General features: G+C 37.5%; 20 protein-coding genes and 2 tRNA genes. 10 read left to right on the top strand and 12 right to left on the bottom strand.

The annotated features are described in order from the left end of the window. Positions 1-11: 11 nt before the first annotated feature. The 3 genes from K737_RS10110 to K737_RS04720 all read right to left on the bottom strand — a co-directional run bounded on the left by K737_RS10110 (position 12) and on the right by K737_RS04720 (position 2,889). Positions 12-266, bottom strand: a complete 255-nt coding sequence (locus K737_RS10110) for a hypothetical protein (protein WP_006295794.1) — start codon at positions 264-266, stop codon at positions 12-14. A 522-nt stretch (positions 267-788) separates the two neighbouring features. Continuing rightward, entirely contained in the window at positions 789-1,823 is a 1,035-nt protein-coding gene (locus K737_RS04725) for an LptF/LptG family permease (protein ID WP_006295796.1), read from the bottom strand. Beyond that, positions 1,804-2,889, bottom strand: a complete 1,086-nt coding sequence (locus K737_RS04720) for an LptF/LptG family permease (protein WP_006295798.1) — start codon at positions 2,887-2,889, stop codon at positions 1,804-1,806. The genes K737_RS04725 and K737_RS04720 overlap by 20 nt, the downstream gene beginning before the upstream one ends. A gap of 212 nt (positions 2,890-3,101) precedes the next feature. Between K737_RS04720 and K737_RS04715 the strand changes: the two genes are divergently transcribed. Beyond that, positions 3,102-3,749, top strand: a complete 648-nt coding sequence (locus K737_RS04715) for an alpha/beta hydrolase (RefSeq protein WP_006295800.1) — start codon at positions 3,102-3,104, stop codon at positions 3,747-3,749. A gap of 95 nt (positions 3,750-3,844) precedes the next feature. On the opposite strand, the gene K737_RS04710 is transcribed toward K737_RS04715, so the two are convergent. The 5 genes from K737_RS04710 to K737_RS04690 all read right to left on the bottom strand — a co-directional run bounded on the left by K737_RS04710 (position 3,845) and on the right by K737_RS04690 (position 8,069). Then, entirely contained in the window at positions 3,845-4,087 is a 243-nt protein-coding gene (locus tag K737_RS04710) for a GapR family DNA-binding domain-containing protein (protein ID WP_006295801.1), read from the bottom strand. Then, positions 4,084-4,485: a 50S ribosomal protein L20 gene (gene rplT, locus K737_RS04705; RefSeq protein ID WP_023492443.1), complete on the bottom strand. Its 402-nt coding sequence runs from the start codon at positions 4,483-4,485 to the stop codon at positions 4,084-4,086. The genes K737_RS04710 and rplT overlap by 4 nt, the downstream gene beginning before the upstream one ends. A gap of 13 nt (positions 4,486-4,498) precedes the next feature. Further along, positions 4,499-4,705, bottom strand: a complete 207-nt coding sequence (gene rpmI, locus K737_RS04700; RefSeq protein WP_035543835.1) for a 50S ribosomal protein L35 — start codon at positions 4,703-4,705, stop codon at positions 4,499-4,501. 140 nt (positions 4,706-4,845) lie between these two features. Then, positions 4,846-6,228 (bottom strand): magnesium transporter, encoded by a 1,383-nt coding sequence (mgtE, locus tag K737_RS04695; protein WP_006295806.1) that lies wholly within the window; start codon positions 6,226-6,228, stop codon positions 4,846-4,848. Continuing rightward, complete coding sequence (locus K737_RS04690; protein WP_006295808.1) at positions 6,225-8,069, bottom strand: malic enzyme-like NAD(P)-binding protein; 1,845 nt, start codon at positions 8,067-8,069, stop codon at positions 6,225-6,227. The genes mgtE and K737_RS04690 overlap by 4 nt, the downstream gene beginning before the upstream one ends. A gap of 407 nt (positions 8,070-8,476) precedes the next feature. Here K737_RS04690 and K737_RS04685 point away from each other — a divergent pair, with 407 nt between their 5' ends. The 4 genes from K737_RS04685 (at position 8,477) to lpxK (ending at position 14,452) form a co-directional block, all read left to right on the top strand. Next, positions 8,477-9,151 carry an alpha/beta hydrolase gene (locus K737_RS04685; RefSeq protein WP_023492441.1) on the top strand — a complete coding sequence of 225 codons (675 nt, stop codon included), beginning with the start codon at positions 8,477-8,479 and terminating at the stop codon, positions 9,149-9,151. Between the two features lie 16 nt (positions 9,152-9,167). Beyond that, positions 9,168-11,111 carry an ATP-dependent helicase gene (locus K737_RS04680; RefSeq protein ID WP_006295811.1) on the top strand — a complete coding sequence of 648 codons (1,944 nt, stop codon included), beginning with the start codon at positions 9,168-9,170 and terminating at the stop codon, positions 11,109-11,111. Positions 11,112-11,156: 45 nt separating this feature from the next. Then, positions 11,157-13,388, top strand: a complete 2,232-nt coding sequence (locus tag K737_RS04675; protein WP_006295812.1) for an ATP-dependent helicase — start codon at positions 11,157-11,159, stop codon at positions 13,386-13,388. Between the two features lie 89 nt (positions 13,389-13,477). Further along, positions 13,478-14,452, top strand: coding sequence for a tetraacyldisaccharide 4'-kinase (lpxK, locus tag K737_RS04670; protein ID WP_006295813.1), 975 nt, complete (start codon positions 13,478-13,480; stop codon positions 14,450-14,452). Between the two features lie 17 nt (positions 14,453-14,469). Here the strand turns inward: lpxK and K737_RS04665 are convergent, their stop codons facing one another. Continuing rightward, positions 14,470-15,003, bottom strand: a complete 534-nt coding sequence (locus K737_RS04665) for a cell cycle transcriptional regulator TrcR (RefSeq protein ID WP_023492440.1) — start codon at positions 15,001-15,003, stop codon at positions 14,470-14,472. Between the two features lie 16 nt (positions 15,004-15,019). Beyond that, positions 15,020-15,094, bottom strand: a tRNA-Glu gene (locus K737_RS04660). A 346-nt stretch (positions 15,095-15,440) separates the two neighbouring features. Here K737_RS04660 and K737_RS04655 point away from each other — a divergent pair. Further along, a complete protein-coding gene (locus tag K737_RS04655) occupies positions 15,441-15,887 on the top strand; it encodes a MucR family transcriptional regulator (protein WP_006292915.1) in 447 nt (148 codons plus the stop codon). 182 nt (positions 15,888-16,069) lie between these two features. Here the strand turns inward: K737_RS04655 and rapZ are convergent, their stop codons facing one another. After that, entirely contained in the window at positions 16,070-16,912 is an 843-nt protein-coding gene (gene rapZ / locus K737_RS04650) for an RNase adapter RapZ (RefSeq protein WP_006292916.1), read from the bottom strand. A gap of 25 nt (positions 16,913-16,937) precedes the next feature. Beyond that, positions 16,938-17,010, bottom strand: a tRNA-Thr gene (locus tag K737_RS04645). 347 nt (positions 17,011-17,357) lie between these two features. Here K737_RS04645 and K737_RS04640 point away from each other — a divergent pair. From K737_RS04640 to K737_RS04625, 4 genes are all read left to right on the top strand, one after another. Continuing rightward, positions 17,358-18,107, top strand: a complete 750-nt coding sequence (locus K737_RS04640; protein WP_006292917.1) for a hypothetical protein — start codon at positions 17,358-17,360, stop codon at positions 18,105-18,107. Between the two features lie 14 nt (positions 18,108-18,121). After that, entirely contained in the window at positions 18,122-19,480 is a 1,359-nt protein-coding gene (locus tag K737_RS04635) for a PQQ-binding-like beta-propeller repeat protein (RefSeq protein ID WP_006292918.1), read from the top strand. A 76-nt stretch (positions 19,481-19,556) separates the two neighbouring features. Continuing rightward, positions 19,557-21,140: a ribosome biogenesis GTPase Der gene (gene der, locus K737_RS04630; RefSeq protein ID WP_006292919.1), complete on the top strand. Its 1,584-nt coding sequence runs from the start codon at positions 19,557-19,559 to the stop codon at positions 21,138-21,140. Beyond that, on the top strand, positions 21,137-21,766 hold the full coding sequence (locus K737_RS04625; RefSeq protein WP_006292921.1) for an RlmE family RNA methyltransferase: 630 nt from the start codon (positions 21,137-21,139) through the stop codon (positions 21,764-21,766). Before der ends, K737_RS04625 begins: the two co-directional genes overlap by 4 nt. Positions 21,767-22,104: the final 338 nt, after the last annotated feature.

Genomic DNA, 22,104 nt, shown 5'->3' with positions numbered 1-22,104 from the left:
TCCAAAGGCGCCTAACATTCACCTGATCTTGGATCAAGGCCTCTACAAGCAAAGATACCCAAAAAGCAGCAAAAGAAAGGGGGATTGAGGTGCATTATTTGCCCCCTTATAGCCCCCCCAACCTGCACCCATCGAAGAATGAACATGTGCGCAATAATCGATTTTTCGTCTCTGCCAAAGAGTTTTGCAAGAGTATGCTGTATTTTTTCGACCAAACCTGGGACAACATCGCCATGGATCTTGTCTGTGTCAATGACTACTTTCAACGCATTAGTCCAACACTTTCAGTGTGATTTGGTATATAGTATTGCCGGTTTTGTTAATAACACGCTGATAGCACCAATGAGGTTTAACGGACTTGGGAGAAAAATTTTTGATCAAGGAACTAAAGCCTGGTCAAGGTGTTATTATGGATAATGCCTATTTTCATAAATCCAAGAGAAGTAAAGAATGAATAGAATCTGTAAAATGCAGTATAATTTTTATACCTCCTTACTCTTGTGATTTGAATCCAATAGAGAAATTCCGGGCTAATATGAAGAGGTGACAATATACCAAATTTCAACGCTCTATTCGACGCTATTTCGTGGTTCTTTAAAATGTCCGATTTAACCTAAATTACTATATTACGCCGAGCTAGGCAATTTTAGCGAAAAGATAGGGGGTAGAGATACATTTTGGGCGATTGGCCGATTATGAAATAGGCGTTCAACCGAAGAAATACAAAGTTATAATCCCCCATTCAATGCTACTAATTCGTCGGTTGGCTTAACTGTGAAGACAGGTTCTTACAATTCCGCCTTTGAAATCCATAAAGATAGAGTAAGCAAAGCAGTTACCAAAGGAACAAACCAGGTGATACAATAGCTTAGGATGTGTCCTGTCATGGCATAGCTTATCATGCAGCTCCATTCCTTAAATAAAAACAGCAAAAAACACATTACAGTTCCAAAAAAAATTCTTGATATATATTTGTATATAGAGCGCTGATATCCACCCAGTACAGCAGAAGCAAAAGGAAGAAGTAAACAAAACCATACAGTATTAGATAAAAAATAATGTCGTCTTAATAAAATTGTTTGGGATAAAAACACGTTATGAGAAAGAGTATTTAGTTCCAAGAAAGACATAAGAAACGGATGTTTCCCTTGGCTTTGGTAAGATAGAAAAGGAAAATCTAAGATTAAAGAAGGTAAAAGCTTTGGATGTTTGCCTATAGGCATCGACCAAACCTGCTGAAGCCTTAACTTTCCTGGATGTACAAAAAATTTTTTTGCATACAAATACTTTTGTAAAGTAAAGTCTTTATTAAAAAAAAACAGTTCCATGTGCGCATCAGGAATATGTAAGATACAACTTACGTTGTTGGGTAAATGAATAAATTTCCATCGCGATTGAGGTTGTACCCAATAATTTTCTTTTTTTTGAATATTCCAAGCTTTTTCCATCATATTATGGCACCAAGGTCCCCAATAGAGTAATTCAAATAAACTTATGAAAATCACTGCAAAAGTAGGCCCTTTTAAAATTTGAATAACAGACCCCCCAGCACACTGAAAAATAGACCAAGTACGCAATTTTTTCAGTCTTAATATCCATAATATTGCAGAAATAAATATGATAAAAGGAAAAAGTTTGTTAATCAATATCAACACTTTTAAAAACAAGTACTCGTACTGTTCCATAACGCTGGTTTGAACACTAAGATTTTTTTTTATAAAAATCAATTCAACGACAAAAGAAAAAAACAAAAAAAATAAAAGAACGAATCCAAAAGATTTTAAAAAATTTTTTATATTATACCTAAAAGTTATCGGAAACACGCGCCACTCCTGTGCGATTTTGAAGCATTAATCTTATCCATAAAATTCCGGGAATAAACCAAAAAATCTGCGCACACGCCCCCCAGAAGTGCCAAACATAAACCGCCCCCAAAGGAATAGCTTGAAAAATAATCAATCCTAAAAAAAGAATTCCATATCTGTAGTAAGATTTTATATTGATACTTTGACCAGAAAGAACTATCCATGCAATCCATAAAACATTGGGAATCATCCATAAAGGAGAAAAGCATCGCGTATACAATTCCCGAACCCAAGGCATCTTGGCATCACCATCTTGAACATGTTTTAAAAGCTCAACAAATTCCACTCCCTGGGGTTTTGGGGAAGGCAAAGAAATTTTTTTATGATGAGGTATCCTCACAATATACGTTTTAAAAGACATCACGTAAGGTGCTTTTCGACTGTTATGCATAAAAACATGGCATGTTCCTTGATAAAGAGTGAAAATAAGATCCTGATTATCTTGATTAATACTTCCATATTTTCCAGAAAAGACAATGGTACGTTTCGGTTTTGGTTCATGCAACAAAACTCCTTCCAGTATTCCATCAACTTTTTTGTTATGAATATAAAGTGTTGCATCCCCTATAGAAAAAAATACTCCCGGAGTAAGCCAATGATGCGGCATAACCTGCCTTAGTTTCATTTCTTCAATTTGAACGTACCGTGCAACTTTTTGCCCCCAAAAAAATCCTACGCTATATAGAAAGACTATAAAATAAAGGGCCAGTTTTACACTAGGCCAAGCCAAGCTCCATGGCCCGATTCCTGCGCTGTATAAGATGTCTCTTTCTCTGTCTTGAACAAAGTATGTGTATCGGTACACGCAAGCCAAAATTAGCGCCATAGGCAAAGTGTAGTACATCATCGGCACTAGGCTTATTATAGATAATACAGCAACGTTTGATAAAGATGCACCTCTTCCAGAAATCCCCTTACTGATTCTAAAAAATTGAACAAACCATGTAAGCGCATTCAAGCCAAGAAAAAAAAGAAGCGTATACTTAAATAAAGCGCGAAAAATATACTTTTGAAAGCGTTTCAATCATTCAACCTTTTTAATAAATACAAATTTTACCTTCTTCGTACATAATAACAAATTTTTACGCTCTAGAGTACTGCTTATTTTGCATAAAGCAAAGGATGTAATAAAAATATAGTTAAAGTAAAAAATTTTAAGGCTCTTGATCTCTTAGATCTTTTAAGTATCATGAATTCATATAAGGGAGGTTTCCAAAATTAAAGGCTTTAAGTTCTATGAATGATCTTGTTTTTCAGGCCCCTCAAACAGAAAAAGCGCGCCTTGTTTTTTTTCACGGATATGGAGCTAACGGAGAAAATTTAACTCAGTGCGCAGAATATTTTCAAAAAAAAAATCCAAATATAACTATTATAGTTCCTGACGGTCATGAGCCCTTTGAAGGTCATCTTGAAGGTAAAGGTCGCCAGTGGTTTTCCTTGTCAGCTTTTCATTCAAAAGATTTGATTGATACACAAGGATATTCTTCTACCTTACAGTATGCTATTGAACGATCAGCAAGAAATGTCTCTAAACGCTTTCAGTTTTTGATTGAAGATCCACTTCCGTTAATTCTTGCAGGGTTTTCCCAAGGTGCTGCACTTGCTTGTCATTTGGGGTTGTTTCACATGCCTTGCGCTTTGGTATTAGGATTTTCAGGGTTTTACAGAATTAGGACTGTCCCTGTGTATTTTCCAGACTTTTGGTTATATCATGGAAAAAAAGACGATGTTGTTCCTTTGGAAGCAATGCATCTAACCTATAAAGATTTGTTCAACAATCGGCTTTCCGTAGAACAATGGATCGACCCAAACGCAGCTCACAATATTTCGATTGATGCGCTAGACCATGCATTAGCATTTTTAAGCAGCCGAAATTTTTCTTAACCTTATTAAATTAAACAAAATATGAAAAATTGGTAGATTTTTAGAAGGATAAAAAAATCTACCAGGAGCACCAAAAAGTCGAACAAACTGCCCCCTTAACTTGTTTCCTCTAAAAGAGCATCGATATAAGTTTGTAAAAGAGCTTCTTGTTCTGAAAATTTTTCCGGCTTCATTCGACGAATTTGAAGCACTTTTTTGATAATTTTTATATCAAAACCTTCTCCTTTAGCGTCTGCAAGAACCTCTTTTGTTTCTTCAACAACTTGAATCCGCCTTTCTTCAAGTTGCTCTAATTCTTCAATATATTGTTTAAGCTTTTTACCGCTAACCTCGATCATAACTCCGTCCATCCCTTAACGCACCGATGTCCAGGAATAACAGCTTTTACTCGCTCAATTAACGCCGAAAGAGTTTCTGGAGAATGAACAGCCATATCCGATAATATCTTCCGATTTAACACTTCCCCTGCTTCTTTTTGTAATAAGCTCAATCCGTGCATAAAATCACTATAAACTATCCCGTGATGACGTACTGCCGCATTGATTCTTTGAATCCACAATGCCCTAAAATCTCTCTTTTTGCATCTTCTGTCTCGGTACATATATTGCAAAGCTTTTTCTACACGTTGAAGTGCAATACGAAAGCAAGAGCCAGAACGTCCCCTGTACCCTTTTGCCATTTTTATAATTTTCTTATGGCGCGCCCGTGCAGTCACACCTCTTTTCACTCTGGTCATAATTTACCTCTTCCTAATCAAGCCCATAAGGCAAAAAACTCTTCTTTATAACTTTTGCATCGCAAGCATCCATAATGCACATGCCTCTAGCATCTCGTTTCATATCCGTAGGCCTTTTGCGCATATTGTGGCGCTTCATAGCATGCCCCCTTCTTACCTTTCCGCTGGCTGTCAGTCTAAAACGTTTTTTAGCGCCACTATGAGTTTTCATTTTTGTCAACGTACTTTCCCCCATTTATCCCACATTCTTAGAGTATAGTTAGATTTTATCAATTTTCAAGATATTTTTGTCCTTAGAATAAAAATTTAACGAAATAATTTTAATAAATGGTTTTTATGCTATTGTAAAAGAAGGATAGTTTAAAATTTGAAAATAAAATAAGATAACCCCAAAAACAATCCATACCCAAACACATCGGTTGTTGTGGTTAATAAAGGGCCAGAGCTCAGAGCTGGGTCTCCAGAAAGGCGCGCAATAATCATTGGAAACAACGTTCCTGCTATACCTGCCCATAACATATTAAACAATACCGCCCCCCCCAAAACCAAAGCAACACGAATATCTTTAAACCACAAAAATGCCAGTCCCCCTAACCCAACCCCTAACAATGACCCATTAAAACAAGAAACGCTTACCTCTTTCCACAAAAACCGTACAGAATTTAACGTATTCAGTTCCTTTGTTGCCAAGGCGCGAATGGCTACAGTTGCAGCTTGAATACCACTGTTCCCCCCCATGGCTGCTGCAATGGGCATTAACACAATTAACCCTTGTTTGAAATGCAAAACCTTTTCGAAAAAATGAATCACCAAAGAAGTCAAAACAGCATCTATCACTGTAATCAACAACCAATTTAACCGTCCCAAGCTTGTTTTGCTGACAGTTTTATGAAAATCTGAGGCATGAATGCCCCCAAGGTGCATAAAGTCTTCTGCTACTTTATCTTCAATCACACGCATCACATCGTCTACGGTTATTACCCCAATAATTCTGGCATCTTTATCAATAACTGGAGCGGAAATTAGCTCGTACAAACGAAACATAAAAGTAATCTCATCTTGACGCCAATCCATGGGAATAGCATGAACACTTCTGGTCATAACCTCAGACAAAAGATCTTCTTCTTGGCATTTAACGAAAGTTGAAAGCTCTATTGATCCCAAAAAGCGCCGCTCATCATCCACCACAAACACATCATAAAACCTGGGGGTATGATAAGACCTCATATGTTCTAGCGCTTGAATCACTTTCCAGTGATCGGGGAAAATCAAAACTTCGCTTTGCATCAAAGAACTGGCAGTGCACTGAGGGTAGCGCAACCGCTCTAAAAAAAAACGAGATTTTTCTGGAGGAAAATCATTTAAAGCTTTTTGATAGTGAATCGCATCCAAGTCTCTTAAAATACTTAACACATCGTCACTTTCCAAATGCATTAATATTCGGCTGAGCTCAGAAATGTCGAATAAATCCACCACTTCTTTTCGTAAAGAGGGAGATAAAAATAGTAAAATTTCTGCATCGAATTGAGACTTCATCCACAATACGCATTTGCGGCGCTGTTCTTCTTCTAAGTGTTGAAGCAAATAAGCAATTTCACTGGGATACAATCCTTTAATCAGCTGAGTCAGTGCCTGGCCATTTTCAGAATTCTCTAAGAGAATTTGAAGTGAGGCTATTTTATTGGATAAGACTTGAACCAATCTTCCTTCAGAAAAATCTAATCCTTTAGATCTCACGCTCATAAATGCGTCCCTATCACCAAGGCTGCTGATTCTATCATATCACGAAGTGATGTAGTTTTTGGTATATAAAGTGTTTCATCTTGAATATAAAGACCAGAAGGAAGATTAAACTTTTCAGAAACTTCCCATGTCATTTTTGAAGAATCGTCATCTTTTAATACACACACAGCCTGGTGAAGTGCAGAATTTTTTTTTACAAGGCGGGTAATATAAAGTTTTGTCTTTTGATCTGGTTCTTCTAAAAGGAATAATGAATTTTTATTGTTACTTGCCTGACTGTTTAGACTAACAGTAACGTTTGAAGGCAAACAAGAAAATCCATAAAGGTGCGCAGTCTTTGGTAACGCCCCCCCCCACGAGTGCTGAGGAAAGTGCGTATCATTTACATGGGCGCTTCCCTTTGGATGAACTACTTGAAAAGAACAAAGATGGTGACCTTGCACAGCTAAAAGCGCTCCTTTAAAAGCGCTCCAGCAATCTTGAGCATCTAAGGCGTAACTAAAAATTAAAGAGGGTCTTAAAAAAGATTTCTTTTCAACGCTTTGAATAAGGCAAAGGCGACAAAAAGTTGGAAGCGACTCATACGCTTCTAAGATAAGCTCTCTTTCAATTTCTGGTAATTGCTCTTCCCCCAAAAGAGAAACCCCAGCATTAATCGCTGCTTTTGCAATTGCTATAGGCAGGCGAGCTCTTAATCTTGGGTCAAAGGCCTTTGGAATAAAATATTCTGTCCCAAAAGGATGTAAAGTTCCTTCATAGGCACCACAAGACCCCCATTCTCCTTCTTGAGCAATACGTTGAAGTTCTTGAACGCAAGCACGCTTCATTTCTTCTGTGATACAAGACGAACGCACCTCTAATGCCCCTCTAAATATATAGGGAAAGCACAAAATATTATTGATTTGATTTGGGTAATCTGACCTTCCTGTGCTTACCAATGCATCAGGATGAACCTCGTAAACTTCTTCGGGTAAAATTTCTGGCACTGGGTTTGCCAAAGCAAAAATCAAAGGACGAGAATTCATTCCAGCGATCATTTCTTTTGTAAGAAGACGTCCTTTTGAAAGCCCCAAAAATACGTCAGCACCTTTTAATGCCTGCTCCAAAGTGCGATGCAGCGTATCACGCGCATAAGGCGCCTTATAGACTGTGACGTTGTCTCTTTTTGTGTGCACTATACCATTTTGATCGCAAAGCCATATGTTTTCTTTCTTTACCCCAAACTGATGTAAAAGCCCTAAGCAGGCCAACGCCCCAGCCCCTGCACCATTAACCACCACTATGGCTTCTTCAATGGGAAGTTTTTTTAAGTATAACCCGTTTAGTATAGCAGCGCATACCACAATGGCTGTACCGTGCTGATCGTCGTGAAAAACAGGAATATTTAATCGTTCTCTTAACGCGTGTTCCACAATAAAACACTCTGGAGCTTTGATGTCTTCCAGATTAATGGCTCCAAAAGAAGGCGCCAACGCTACAATATGTTCAACCAGTTTGTGAGGGTCTTTTTCTGAAATTTCTAAATCGATGCTGTCCAAACCAGAAAAATATTTGATTAAAACTGATTTTCCTTCCATCACGGGTTTTGCCGCAAGAGGCCCTATATCCCCCATTCCTAACACCGCTGTTCCATTCGTAATAACAGCAACCAAATGCCCCTTGTTAGTTAATTCATAGGCACTTTGAGGATCGTTAATGATTTCTTCACAAGCAAAAGCCACTCCAGGATTGTATGCAAGAGCAAAATCTTGCCACCCTTTTAAAGGTTTAGAGGGGATCATTTCCCATTTTCCTGCTTTTGGATGCGCATGATAGTGCAAAGAGGGAAGTTTAAATCTCACGGCTTATTCTCGTTACCTTTATATTTGTTACTGATTTTAGTTTTTAACGCGCAGAGTTTCAAGGGTGATTGTTCAGAAGTTTTAACAGAAACAACATTTAATTTTTTTAAAATAGTTTAAAAAACCTTAAAAACTATTTTTCGATTAAATATTACATCCGTTTTCACAAACAATCAACATTTAGTATTTAAAAAATTAATTCCAATTTGAACAAAAAGTACAGGGTATAAATATTTATCGATTCAATGTTCAAACCAAAGTAGCATTGCCAATAAAGGATATAAAATAAAAAAAATATTAAAATGATATTTTTCATAAAAACAAAAACATAAATTGACAAAAGTAAAAAAAAAATGCAATATATTAGATCAAGCATTAATTATTTTGTAGAAATGTCGTCAACGTTCATGATTCCGGGTCCGCAAGGAAAAATAGAAGCAATTTATCATACAACTAAGCAGTCCTCTAATGTAGTATTGCTAGCATCCCCCCATCCTAAGTGGGAAGGATTATTGGACCACAGTGTCATGTTCACAATTTACCGAAGCTTTGTTCGATGCAAATTCGACGTATTAAGGTTTAATTATCGTGGAACAGGAAAATCCACTGGTACATTTAGTAATGGAGAAGGAGAAATTTCCGATGCAGAAGCGTGCTTAAATTGGCTTTCCGACAGATATTTTCCAAAAGCACGGTACTGGGTTGCTGGATATTCTTTTGGCGCTTGGATTGGGATGCAAATTTTGATGCGACGCCCAGAATGCGAACGTTTTGTGGGAGTTGCGCTGCGCCCAAACCTCTATCCGTTTGACTTTTTGGCTCCTTGTCCTCACCCTGGATTAATCGTTCATGGCACAGAAGATACGGTCACCCCTTGTGATTTAGTTGTACGTCTTGCGTATCAGCTGTCAGCACAAAAGCGAGGACAAAAAATAAATTTGAAATTAATTCCAGATGGAGATGAAAAATTCTCAACGCATCTTCGAGATCTAGAAGACATTATCAGCAACTATATCGAAAAAGAAATGGAGTCTCTAGAACCCTCTTTCTCTCGAGAGTCTGTTCAAGGTATCGGTTTATAAATGACACGTTCTTGTTGTGAGCACCGTATCTCCTTTAGATCTTAAAACGGAAGATTTTTTTCTAAGCATTCCCCCTATTAACGCAGCACAAAAATCTGCGGTAAAAGCAAAAGGGAAAGTGCTAGTTTCCGCAGGGGCAGGAACAGGAAAAACTTGGGTTTTGGTTTTACGCTATGCTTATTTAGCACAAGTGCTTGGTGTTTCTCTTTCTAGCATTATGGTATTAACTTTTACTCGTTTTGCTGCTCAAGGCGTAAAAAAACGTCTTGAAGCGCTTATGCCCATCAAGACAAAAGATCTATGGATTGACACTTTTCACAGTTTGGCGTTGCGCTTGTTAAAACACACTCCAGAACACATAAAGCGCACGAAGAGATTTTCTGTTTTGAGCACAAAAGATCAAAAACAAATTATGGCCAAGATTTTTCCTTCTCAAGAAAATGTACACGAAACCATATTACAACATATTCATCGATGGAAACGTCAAACTTGGCTTCCACATCATGTTCCCGCCACCGAAAATATTGTTTATTTACCCCAATATTATCAATATCAACAAGAACTTGAAATTACCAACAGAGTAGATTTTGACGATTTGCTTTTACTAAGTTACCACATGCTTCAAGAAAACAAGGCTCTTTTATCGCAGTGGCAAAAAGAGTTTAGACATATTTTAGTAGATGAGTATCAAGATATCAATCCACTAGAACACGCGTGGCTTAAACTGTTTGCTCATCAAGCAGATGGCCTATTTTGTGTTGGTGACGAAGACCAGTCTATTTATGGCTGGCGAGGAGCCAACATTAAAAATATTTTACGTTTTCAGGAAGATTTTCCCGGAGCTCACATCATTCCTTTGGAAGAAAATTACCGATCTTCTTACGCAATCTTATCAGGAGCCAATACGCTTATCGCAAACAATCGTTTGCGAAATAAAAAAACGTTAAGATCCCAGAAAAAAGGAGGTAAAAAAATAGAAATACGTGGGGTATGGAATCCAGAAAAAGAAGCAGACTATGTAACGAAAAAAATTCTCTGCGCTCATAAAAAAGGGCTTTCTTACTCTCGTATGGCTGTTTTAATGCGAACCAACATCCAAAGTCAAGAATTTGAAAAATTTTTTTTAAAAAAAAAGATCCCTTATCAAACTATGGATTCTGTGCACTTGTATGAGCAGCAAGAGATTAAAGATATGTTAATGTACTTGCGCTGGATACATAACCCAAATGACGATGAAGCATTCTGTCACGTTGTTAACACTCACCAAAGAGGCATTGGAAAACGCACGGTAGAAAAAATTTCGTCTGCCGCAAAAAATCACCATCACGCATGGGAAAAAACAGCACGACTGTTATGCAAAGAACCTAAAGCACCCCACCCCTTAAAATCTTTACTGTACCAGGTTAATCAGTGGAGGAAACATGAAGGATCTTTGACACAGCTAATACTGCAAATCTTTCAAGAATCTGGGTATGAGGATTTTTTTCTTAACCAAGGAAATAAGAATATATCTATTCAAGAAAATTTTAAAACGTTTTTACAAGAATTACAAAAATTCAAAACCTTAAAAGAATACTTAGATCACGTAAATTTATTTACAAAATTACACATTCAGCCTTCTCAAGAGGCGGTTTTTATGTTAACATTCCACACTGCAAAAGGATTAGAATTTGATGAAACGTTTTTAGTAGGGTGGGAAGAACGTCTTTTTCCTTATGTTCAGTGTTTAGATGAAAACAATTTAGAAGAAGAGCGTCGTCTGGCATATGTTGCCTTAACACGAGCACGAGTGTGCGCTCACATCACGTTTTGTTGGAATCGCCCCAAATTAAAGAAGCTTGCGCTTTCTTTTCCCTCGCGTTTTATTAAGGAACTTCCCGCCAGTGCAACAAAAAAATCAAACGTTAAAGAGTTTTTTTTCTGGATCATGTCTCGTATTATCCATTTTATTCGTAAATAAAAAGCAAAAAATCGCGTTAAGCACAATTATTAAAGGAGTGGCTTTGTGAATAAAGAATCTTCCCCTGAACTAAAATCAGAAACTCTAAAATCAGAAAATTCTGAAGTTAGGAATCAAACCTTAAAAAATTTGGAACCTGATGAGTTTTCCAGAATTTTTGAAACACTCAATGAGGCACAAAAATCTGCAGTTCAAGCAGAAGGAAAAGTTTTAATCTCTGCAGGGGCAGGAACAGGAAAAACTAGAGTACTAACATTGCGTTACACTTATTTAGTGCAAAAGCGTAAAATCCCCTTATCCAATATTATGGCAGTTACCTTTACAAATCGCGCAGCCCAAGAAATGAAGGGACGCCTAGAACAGCTTATGTCTATTCAAACGAAAAGTCTATGGATTGGAACTTTTCATAGTTTAGCGTTAAGGTTACTTAAGAGCGCTCCAGAGCTTATGGGACGAAAGCCGGGATTTTCTGTTCTAGACACGAAAGACCAAGGGCGTGTTATGGCAAAGCTTTTAAAATCCATGAAAGCTAAACGACAATACACTTGTCAAAACGTTCTTCAACAAATTAGTCAATGGAAATGCCAAACTTGGCTTCCAGAACAAGTTTCTTTACCTTGCGACGAAGTTATCTTAACGCTTTATCATCAGTATCAACAAGAACTAGAATTAACCAACAGTGTAGATTTTGACGATTTGTTGCTTTTAAGTTATCACATGCTAAAAACGAACGAAACTATTTTATCTAAGTGGCAACGATATTTTAGACACATTTTAGTAGATGAGTATCAAGACATTAACGGACTTCAGTATTCTTGGCTAAAACTTCTTGCAGCACAAACAGAAGGATTATTTTGTGTGGGGGACGAAGATCAGTCCATCTATGGGTGGCGCGGCGCCAGTATTGAAAATATTTTAAGGTTTCAAGAAGATTTTCCTGGAGCTTATATCATTCCCTTAGAAGAGAATTATCGATCATCCCCTTCTATTTTGTCTGGAGCAAGTCAACTCATTGGAAACAATCGCCTAAGACACGGAAAAATTCTTCGCACACAACGGGAAGGAGGAGAAAAAATCGAAGTCCAAGGACTATGGGATTCTAAAGAAGAAGCTGCTTACGTGATAAAAAAAATCGTTCAGTCCTACCAAAAGGGGCACCCCTATTCTTCCATGGCTATATTAATGCGCACCAGCGCTCAAAGTAGAGAATTTGAGGAACGCTTTCTGGTAGAACATATTCCCTATCAAGTAGTAGGGTCAATTAATTTTTATGAGCGCCAAGAAATTAGAGACATGCTTGGATATCTCCGCTGGATTCACAACCCCAGCGATGGCCTTGCATTTGAACGAGTTATCAACACACCAAGACGAGGCATTGGCCCAGGAGCTTTGGGGAAAATTTATTTAAAAGCCAAAGAAAAAGAATATTCTTTAGAAGAAGCGGGACGTTGGTTGTGTCAAGAAGAAAAAATGTCTCCCTCCCTTTCCATTCTTTTGCACCAAGTACAGCAATGGCGCCAACATCAAGGAAGCTTAGAGCAATTGGCAGCACGAGTTTTCCAGGAATCTGGCTATGAGTCTCATCTATTAAACCAAGGAAACGATGGGATTTCTCGTCAAGAAAACGTTAAAGAATTTTTAAAAGCTTTAGAAAATTTTCAAAATTTAGAAGATTTTCTAGATCATGTGAGTTTACTTTTAGAACTGCGTGCGCGCTCCTCTCAAGACAGCGTATCAATACTAACGTTGCACGCTGCAAAAGGATTAGAATTTGATGAGACATTTTTAGTTGGGTGGGAAGAACAGCTATTCCCCCACATTCGATGCTTAAGTGAACGTGACCTAGAAGAAGAGCGAAGATTGGCATATGTTGCCTTAACTCGAGCAAAGGAGCGTGTTCACATTACATTTGCTTGGAATCGTCGTACAATACAAGGGCAAATGCCGTCATCTCCTTCTCGTTTCATTCAAGAATTACCTGCTTGTGAGATCAATTTACGTCTTTCTTTAGAAAAATCCAATGCGCCTTCCTTTAAGCAAAAAGACACTACCCAAAAAGATGTCTCTATTAAAACCATTTTACTTTCCCAAAAAGAAGACTCTAATTTTCCAGAAAAGGAAGCCATTCGTCCAGGAGTTCGGCTATTTCATCACATTTTTGGTTGGGGAATAGTAGAATCTTATAATAATCGTGTAGTACGATTAACCTTTAAACAATACGGAACAAAAAGTGTTATGGATAGTTTTCTTTCATTTTCAGAAAACAAATCGAATTAACCGTTTATAAGTTAGGTCCTGAAAAATATTTTTTCATAACACACTCAATTTGTTGAATAAAAATAAAAAAAATTAAGGAGTATTGAAATTTGGAGTTTTGGAAAAAGAGCCCTGGAATGGGGGTGCGGGCTGTAAGCACTTTATATCAAATTGCTCAGTGTTTGTACGAATGGAATCGCACCCCTTTTAGTCCTTTTCGTATAACAGCCCCCGTCATCAGCATAGGGGGGCTAACCCTTGGAGGGGCAGGTAAAACCCCCTGTACCTTAGCTTTAGCACAGTGGTTGTCAGATTTCGGGTATTTTTGCATTATCTTAACGCGAGGATATAAAGGAAGATCTAAAGGACCACTATGGGTTAGCGCATCTGACACCCCCTATTCCGTAGGGGAAGAAGCATGGATGATGGCACAGTATTTTCCTGTACTTGTATCTAAAAACATATTAGAAGGGGCAAAATATATACAAAATACTTTTGATTTCAAGAACAATACAGTTATTCTTTGGGATGACGGTCATCAGTACCCTAAGTTACACAAAGACATTGCTTTAATTGCCACCAACACTCAACAGTGGTTTGGAAACACCTGGATTTTCCCTGCAGGACCATTACGAGAATCCTTAGAAAATGGAATTCAGCGCGCCCATGGAATTATAAGCTTATACAGCAAAGAACCAAAAAATCTTCCTGAATACCTTTCGAAATTTTCTATTCCTTCCTGGTTTGCCCAGTGTATTGCCACATGTCCACTTCCGGAAAACACACCCGTAGTGGGGTTTTGCGGACTAGGAGATCCAGAACGATTTTGGGAAACAATACAACAATGCAAATTAAACCTTAAAGCGAGTCGAAGTTTTCCAGACCATTACTTTTACAAACCAAGAGATGAGTTTTTTTTACAAGATTTAGCAAAAAAACATCACGCTGTACTTGTCACTTCTCAAAAAGATTATGTTAAATTATCCACAAATATGAAAGCACTCACACATCAAATCTTTCAATCTATAATCCTTCCTTTAGAAATAAAGCGCATAATAGTAAAAATGTTAACTCATCGCGGATAAAGAGCTTTGCAAAATACCTATTTTGAATTTTTATGATAAGAAGGGCTGCGCTCTTCACTTAAGGCAATCAACTGCTCTAAAGATTCCTGTGTACACAAACCTATCAAAACAGGATTTTTCGGTGTTAAACTCTTGATATCCCAATACATTCCAGAACGAATAGCATGAACGGTGCTTTTGGTGGTGGGAAGAAATTTAACAATATCGGTGTCTTTAAGGTCTGGATAAAACCGCACTAACCACAACACTCCATTTCGAATTTCTTTTCGTTTTGCCAAGCTTACGTAAGCTTTTCGTTTCTTTTGACAGGTGCCCACCTTTCGATTTAGCATCAATACAGCACTAGGATCTCCTTCACAACGAATAATTTCTTCTTTTGTAAGGTCCCCCAGCATAACTGGATCCATAGAAGCGATGTTCCCCTCGCCGTTGGCCAAAGCTTCTATCTGAAGCTCATGCATTCGACAAAATTCAGAAATTTGTTGAAATGTAAGTTTTGTATTATCAATCAACCATAAAGCAACTGCTTTTGCCATTAAAATTTTTTGCATTTTTATCCTGGTAAAATGGCATCTCCAGCGGGAATCGAACCCGCGCTACCGCCTTGAAAGGGCAGCGTCCTAACCGCTAGACTATGGAGACAACTATTTATTATTCTATCACCTTTCAGAAAAAAGTCAAATGGCTCATAAAAAAAATTGTTTTTAACAATTGATAAATTTATTTTCATTTCTAGAAAATCTCCTATCAAAAGTATTTTAAAAAAAGTTAATTATGTAAAATTTTACCGATCGTAACAGTTTTTTTATTTTTTAAATAGTTTGTTAACGTTTGCTCAATAAAAACAACTCTAAAAAATAAGTGATTAGAGTCTGTAAAATGATCTTTCTTCTTAAAAAAATTATTTTCATTGCATGATTTCCTATTGCATTTTTTATAAAAATATTATATTTCTTATCATAGTAACTATTTTAATAAAAGAAAACAAATGTCAGTAAGTCACAAGCCTCAGTCAGACGCCATTATGATCGCCCTTGGTCAGATCGTAAGAGGGTATACGCAGAACAATAGCCTTAGCATAAGTGAACTCACTCAGGCGATTCATAATGTGTATTCCACCTTAAACAATCTTCATTGTAAGGCATATTATAATGTGGGAGCAAATCCTACAGTTCCAAAAGAAGAATCTATTCAAGATGACTATTTGGTGTGTCTTGAGGATGGAAAAAAATTAAAAATGTTAAAGAGACACCTTAGGACGACCTATCAGATGTCTCCAGAGCAATACAAAGAACGCTGGGGGCTTCCTGTGGATTACCCCATGGTTGCGCCGAATTATGCTTTAAAGCGAAGCAAATTAGCCAAAAGAAATGGTCTTGGGCGTGCAAAAAAGAACTCAAATATTTACCCAACGCCCACTTTAGTGACAGGATAGCTCTTTGGTTGGTAATTTTCTTAAGGGCATTTAAATTATCGCCAATTTTTTCTATATGTGCTTCTTATGCACAAAATTGGTGAAACATTTTTGTTTATATCATTTTTTTACGCAACGCAGGAACAAAAGTTGTACGTTTGTTTATTCTTTGTTTCTGCATCATTGCTTTATTAATTTTCTTTTTAAAGATCTCGGTGATAAATTTTTACGTTAACATTTTCATTTTCTCTTAAAGAGCGCGCAAAAATTTCTGCAGTGCTTACAGATCTATGCCTTCCGCCGGTACATCCAAAGCTGACGGTGCAGTTTAAGCGCCGATCTTGGGTGTATGAAGGCAAAATTGATGAAGTAAATAAAAGTGTTATATTTTCCAAAAAACAAGAAAATGCTTGATATTTCATCAAATAAGATTGAATAGAGCTATGCTCTCCCGTTAGGATTTTCATGTCTGTTTCGTAATGAGGGTTAGGCAAAAAGCGCATATCGAAAACAAAATCGCTTTGCAAAGGAATTCCTCGACGAAAAGAAAAGGATAGCACATACACCCACAACTGAAGGGACGGAATCTTAAGGCTTTTCTGCAACTTGCTACGCATTTCTGGGGGGGATAACGCAGAAGTATCAAATACAATATCCGAACGATCTTGAACCGGCTTTAAAAGCTTTTTTTCTGCTTCAATCAGATCCTCAATACAAGCGGCGTTTCCAAGGGGGTGCCCTCGACGCGTTTCACGATACCGAGCACACAAAACTTGTGTTGTAGCATCTAAAAAAACTACAGCCACTGTGTTGCGCTTTCTAATTTTTGCCACGCAATCGTGAAACTTTTCTGCACTAAAATCCCTTGTACGTAAATCAAGGCCGATTCCCAAAGAATGCTTTTTCGCTTTTTCCAGAATTAAGTGAGGACACAATGATATGGGAATATTGTCTATTACCTCACACTCTAAATCTTCTAAAAGCTTTAGAGCCATAGTCTTTCCCGACCCTGACAGCCCAGTAACAATAAAAACTTTTGGATGCATAATTTAATTTAATAAAACACGTCCGTGCCGAAGAGGTGAATTGAACACCCTACCTACTGATTACGAATCAGTTGCTCTACCAGATGAGCTACTTCGGCGCTATAACAGTTTTTTATTATACACTTCTTTACGAAATCGTCAAATGAAAATTTTCCCTACTTAAGCCATTCCCCCCAAAAATGGCATTGTTAATTATCCGTTTTGCAGGAATAAAAAAAAATATGAAATTAAATCTAGTTAATTTGTAGAATTTTCTTGGTATACTTTGTTTTGGATTGATTTTAATGATACTAATTCAAAATTTATAGTGCAAAATATTGCTAAGTTTCAGTTATTTTGCCGCGTTGTTCATTTTTTTTTATTATCTAACGCCAATAAAGAAAAAGGCCTCTTTACGATGAAAAAATAGTTTGCTAGACTAGAGAAAATTTTTTTTAATAATCTCGTGTTGTTTCGTCGCGTTGTTCAGACCATCATTCAATATTTTCAAAAAAAATCTGGCAATGAATATGAAGAAGAGATGCGTCGCGAAGATATGCTAGAAGCAGTTAAACGGCTGATTCCCTTTATAATTTTGGCCATGTTTGCGCTTTTGTGTGTTGTGGGAGGGTATTCTTATTGGGATTACAGAAAAGATCAGGAGCTTTTTCGTTCAGAGTTGTTGTACGATGAATACGTAAAGAATATTCATCAGGGAAGTTTTGAAGATGCTAAAAAAAAAAGAGCACAACTTAAGAATGCAAGAGGAATGAAAGCATTATTAGAAATAGAAGACTGTGCGCGTTTGGCTTCAAAATTTTACAAAACTCGGAAAGAGGAAAAGAAAAAAATGTGGAGCGCCGTGTATAGCGCGTATGAGAATTTGGATAATAACTTGCATTCAAAAAGTCGGTCTCAGAGCTCTATGTATCATTTTACGCGTTTTGTTCTGGCCATCCTTGCCAGCGAAATTCCGCTTAAAGATTCTAGGATTGATGTTGTCAAACATTACACTCAAGCTCCCAACAGTTTTATGGGGGTGGGATACGCAATGCAGGCGATTTACCAGATTCAAAAGAAATCTGTAGATAAGAATTTCAGAAAATTACTTAATCAGTGGGAGCAATACACTCAAAGCTGGATTCCAAGTGCCTGTGCTATTGGTGCGGAAAGCTTTTGTTCTTTTCCCAGTGAATCCGACTCTGAACCTAATTAAGGAATGACACGAAAATGATTTACAGAATTTTATTAAGTTTTTCATGCGGGATGGTTTTGTGGGGGTGTACATCTGATCCAGAGCTTCCGCCCTTGAAAGGAAAGCGAGAAAGTATAATCACGGAAGAAGTCTTTTCCATGGATCGTCAAAAATCTGATTCAAGTGAACCAATTAAATTTTCTCCTTGCTTTGTTGGTTCTGTTCCCAAAGAGTGGCCTCAGTATTATTGTAACTCTTGCCACCATCTTCCTGCTCTTGGGGGGGGCAAGTCTCTTTTTGGAAAAACTGTACTTCCTAAACTTAGTCAGGTTAATGTTTGTTCTGTTGCTCCTGAAGGGGCTGCCCCTAGCCCTGTATTCTGGAAAGGAAGCATTTACATTTTAAAAGGGCTTAGCCTTTATCAAGGAAAAGTAAAAAATGGAGCATTTTCTTTACTTCATGAAATAGACTTATCTGAAGATGCAAAAACTATGGATCCCGACAGCATGGGGGGAATTGCAATCAATCCCTGTGGAGTTGCGTTCGTTACTTTGGGATCTTCAGAGTTAGTTTGTGTGTGCTTAAAAAAAAGATGTGTTTTGTGGAGAAGACTTTTGGAGTATCCTGCAGAAGGAGCTCCAGTTTTGGGAAAAGAGTCTGTTATATGTGTTACAAGAAGAAATCAGACTATTGCTTTTCGACAAAAAAATGGAGAAGTTTTGTGGAAACACCAAGGCGCCATAGAAGATGTATCTTTATGGGGGGGGTCCAGTTCTGCAGTTTCGAAAGGTATCGTAATTAGTAACTACAGCTCTAACCAAGTTACTGCATTATCAGAAAGCACAGGAGATCTTCTATGGACTCAGAATTTTGCTGTAAGTAAAGCCAATCGGGAAAAAATTCCCCATCAAAAGGCTTCTCCGGTGTATGTTGAAGATTTGGTTTATGTTTTGACTCACAGCAATCTGGTGTGCTTGGGGGCAAGAAGTGGTCAAACTTTGTGGCAATGGCCCATTGGTGGGTACTATACTCCGCTGGTTTTAGGAAATTTCTTATTTGTTGTTGATCAAGACGGAGTGTTAAGTCGCTTAGATCGATATACTGGTAAAGTGTGTTGGACTCAAAAATTACCTCAACACAAGCAAGAGCAGTGGAATGTTTGGATTGGTCCTTGGTATGTCGATCATCAGCTTTTGCTTTGGAGGTATGACGGAGTGATGGTGTCTGTGAATCCTTTTTTTCAAAATACACAGAAAAAATCTTCGAAAAAATCCGCAATAAGCGCTTGTGTGCGCTTAGGCCATCCTTTAAGTGCTTCAGGATTATTGTTAAAAGATGCCATGGTATTACATAGTGATGATGGGGAGATTTTATCGTGGCGGGTAGCACCATGATTTTTTTAACACCGCCCCCTAAAAGTTCAGACTTTGAATGTTTTCGTTTAAGTTTAAACTTTGAAGGATTGAAAGAATGACTGAACATCGTCTTCTTAAGAAAGGAAATGTTTTTCAGGGCAAGAAAATTGTTCCACTTCAAAGCACGCTTCCTTGTGTGGGGATCGTTGGAAGAGCAAACGTTGGAAAATCTACACTGTTTAACCGAATATCAGGAAAGGCTTTGGCCATCACCGCAGATTATGAAGGTGTTACTCGAGATTGGCAGTCTTTTCAAGGAAAACTTTTTGATTTTAACTTTACAGTGTTAGATACCCCTGGATTAGGAATCAAAGATAGTTTTTTTGAGCCTTCTATAAAAATTATTTTAGAAGATCTTTTTTCTTACTGTCAGTGCATTATATTTATGGTAGACGGAAGCCAAGGCATCAACGCGGTAGATCAAAATATTTTGCAATGGTTAAGAAAGCAGTCACGTCCTATTCTTTTGGTTGCTAACAAGTGCGAACGCTTTAAGGATGAATTGCAAGCATTAGACTTTTCTCAATGGGGCTTAGGGGAACCAATTCCTATTTCAGCTTTGCACGGTCAAGGATTGTGGAAACTTAAAGAAGCACTTTCTGCTATTCTTTCTAAAGAAACCAGTATTCTTGACTCCGTTAGTTTTGATAATCAACTTTTTACCCCCCAGACAATTGAAAATCCCCTTAGTACCGACGGATGTAATGAAGAGAACGATTGCAAAACAGCAGACTATGAGAAAGCATTTTTTGGTAGTACTCGTTCTTTAGTAAAAACATCAGATGACATTTCTTCGGATGTTTCCTTTACTCTTTCTGAAAAAGGTATTCGTGTGGCAGTTATGGGAAGACCCAACGCAGGAAAGTCTACATTTATTAATGTTTGTTTAGGAATGGAGCGGTTACTTACCGGACCCATTGCCGGAATTACAAGAGATTCCGTCGAGGTTCCTTTGTTAATGGGCAACACACCTTTTATTTTTATCGATACAGCAGGAGCGCGCAAACAAGCTAAGGCTAAGAATTTTTTAGAACAGTTATCTAGAGCTTCTGGTCAGCGCGCTTTGATTTTCTCTCATGTTACTTTGCTGTGTATTGACGGAACAAGAGGCTTAGAGAAGCAAGATTTAACGTTGTTATCCTCTATTATCGAAGAAGGAAGAGCGGTTGCAGTGGGGTTAACCAAGTGGGATCAGATAAAAAATAAAAATTCGTACTTAAAAAGTTTAAGAAAATGTTTAGATGAGAGTGTTTTGTCAGGACGTTGGATTCCGTTATTTCCTTTTTCGTCCATTAATCGGAAAGGATTAGAAGAATTATGTTCAGGATTAAAAGATCTTTACATTCGTTGGAATCGTCGTATAGCGACAGGCCCTTTAAATCGCTGGATGACAGACTGTCTTCAAGATACCCCTGCACCTATGATTAACGGAACTCTTATTAAGCTGAAGTATATAACACAAATTAAAACACGTCCTCCACGTTTTGTTATTTTTGGAAACCAGGTTGATGCTTTACCGCTTCACTATCAGCGGTATCTATTGAATCGTTTGGTACAAACTTTTCATTTAGAAGGCGTAAATGCAAGAATTTCCTACAGAACTGGAAAAAATCCTTACGAACCTGTGAAAAATCCGTGAAGAATGTTAAAAAAAAAACAAAAGATTCTTCTAGAAGGTGGCTTTTTCGTCAGTTAAATGACCCTTACATAAAGCAAGCGAAAGTTTCCGGATACCGAAGTCGTTCAGCCTTTAAATTAAAAGAAATGCAAGAAAAAGAAAATATAATTTCTAAGGGAAGTCGAATACTAGATTTAGGGTGCGCTCCAGGGGGATGGAGTCAAGTATTAACAGAAATTACTGGTGTGTGTGTATGGGGTGTAGATCTTATGGACACTCAGCCACTTTCCAATTTTTCTTTTTTTAAGGGAGATTTTTTTACTCCAATCGTTAACGCTTGGATTCAGGAACAAGGGCCTTTTTGTGGAGTGGTTAGTGATGCCGCGCCACCAAGCACAGGGCATCATGCTACCGATTTAGTGCGTATTGAACACATGGTGGAAATGGTATGGGAGATCGCTTATCCTGTTTTGCGTCCTGGAGGATTTTTTTTGGTGAAAGCATTCCACACTCAAGGAGTCCAAAAATTGTACACGTACTGGAAGAAAAAATTTGAAGAAGTGAAGTATCTTAAACCAAGAGCAAGTCGAAAAGAATCTAAGGAGATTTACATTTTAGGAAAAGGCTATAGTCACTCTTTAGATTAATCCGAGTTTGTATATAATTTTTGAAAGTTTAACAAATTCTAAAAATATGAATTAAGTAAGTCCTTACATTTTATAAAGTATTAATTACGTGTTAAAATTTGGGATGAGCTTTTCACTTTTTTCCCCACAAACTCCTATTGCCTATATTAATCCTCTCTCATCAATATATATCTGCACTTACTTTAGGTATATAGTAATTTAGGTTGAATTAGGTGTAATTTTTTTGTTAAAATAAAAGGAAAATGACAAAGAGCTACAGCAACGATTTAAGACAAAGGGTAAATTTAGATGAGGGGGCGGGGTATTGAAGCATCGCAACCATTTAAAATAAGTGTATC

Source organism: Holospora undulata HU1, assembly GCF_000388175.3.
In the GTDB taxonomy this organism is placed as follows: Bacteria; Pseudomonadota; Alphaproteobacteria; order Holosporales; family Holosporaceae; genus Holospora; species Holospora undulata_A.
Note: the sequence above shows the minus strand (reverse complement) of the source record. Positions and strands in the feature narration are given on the sequence as shown.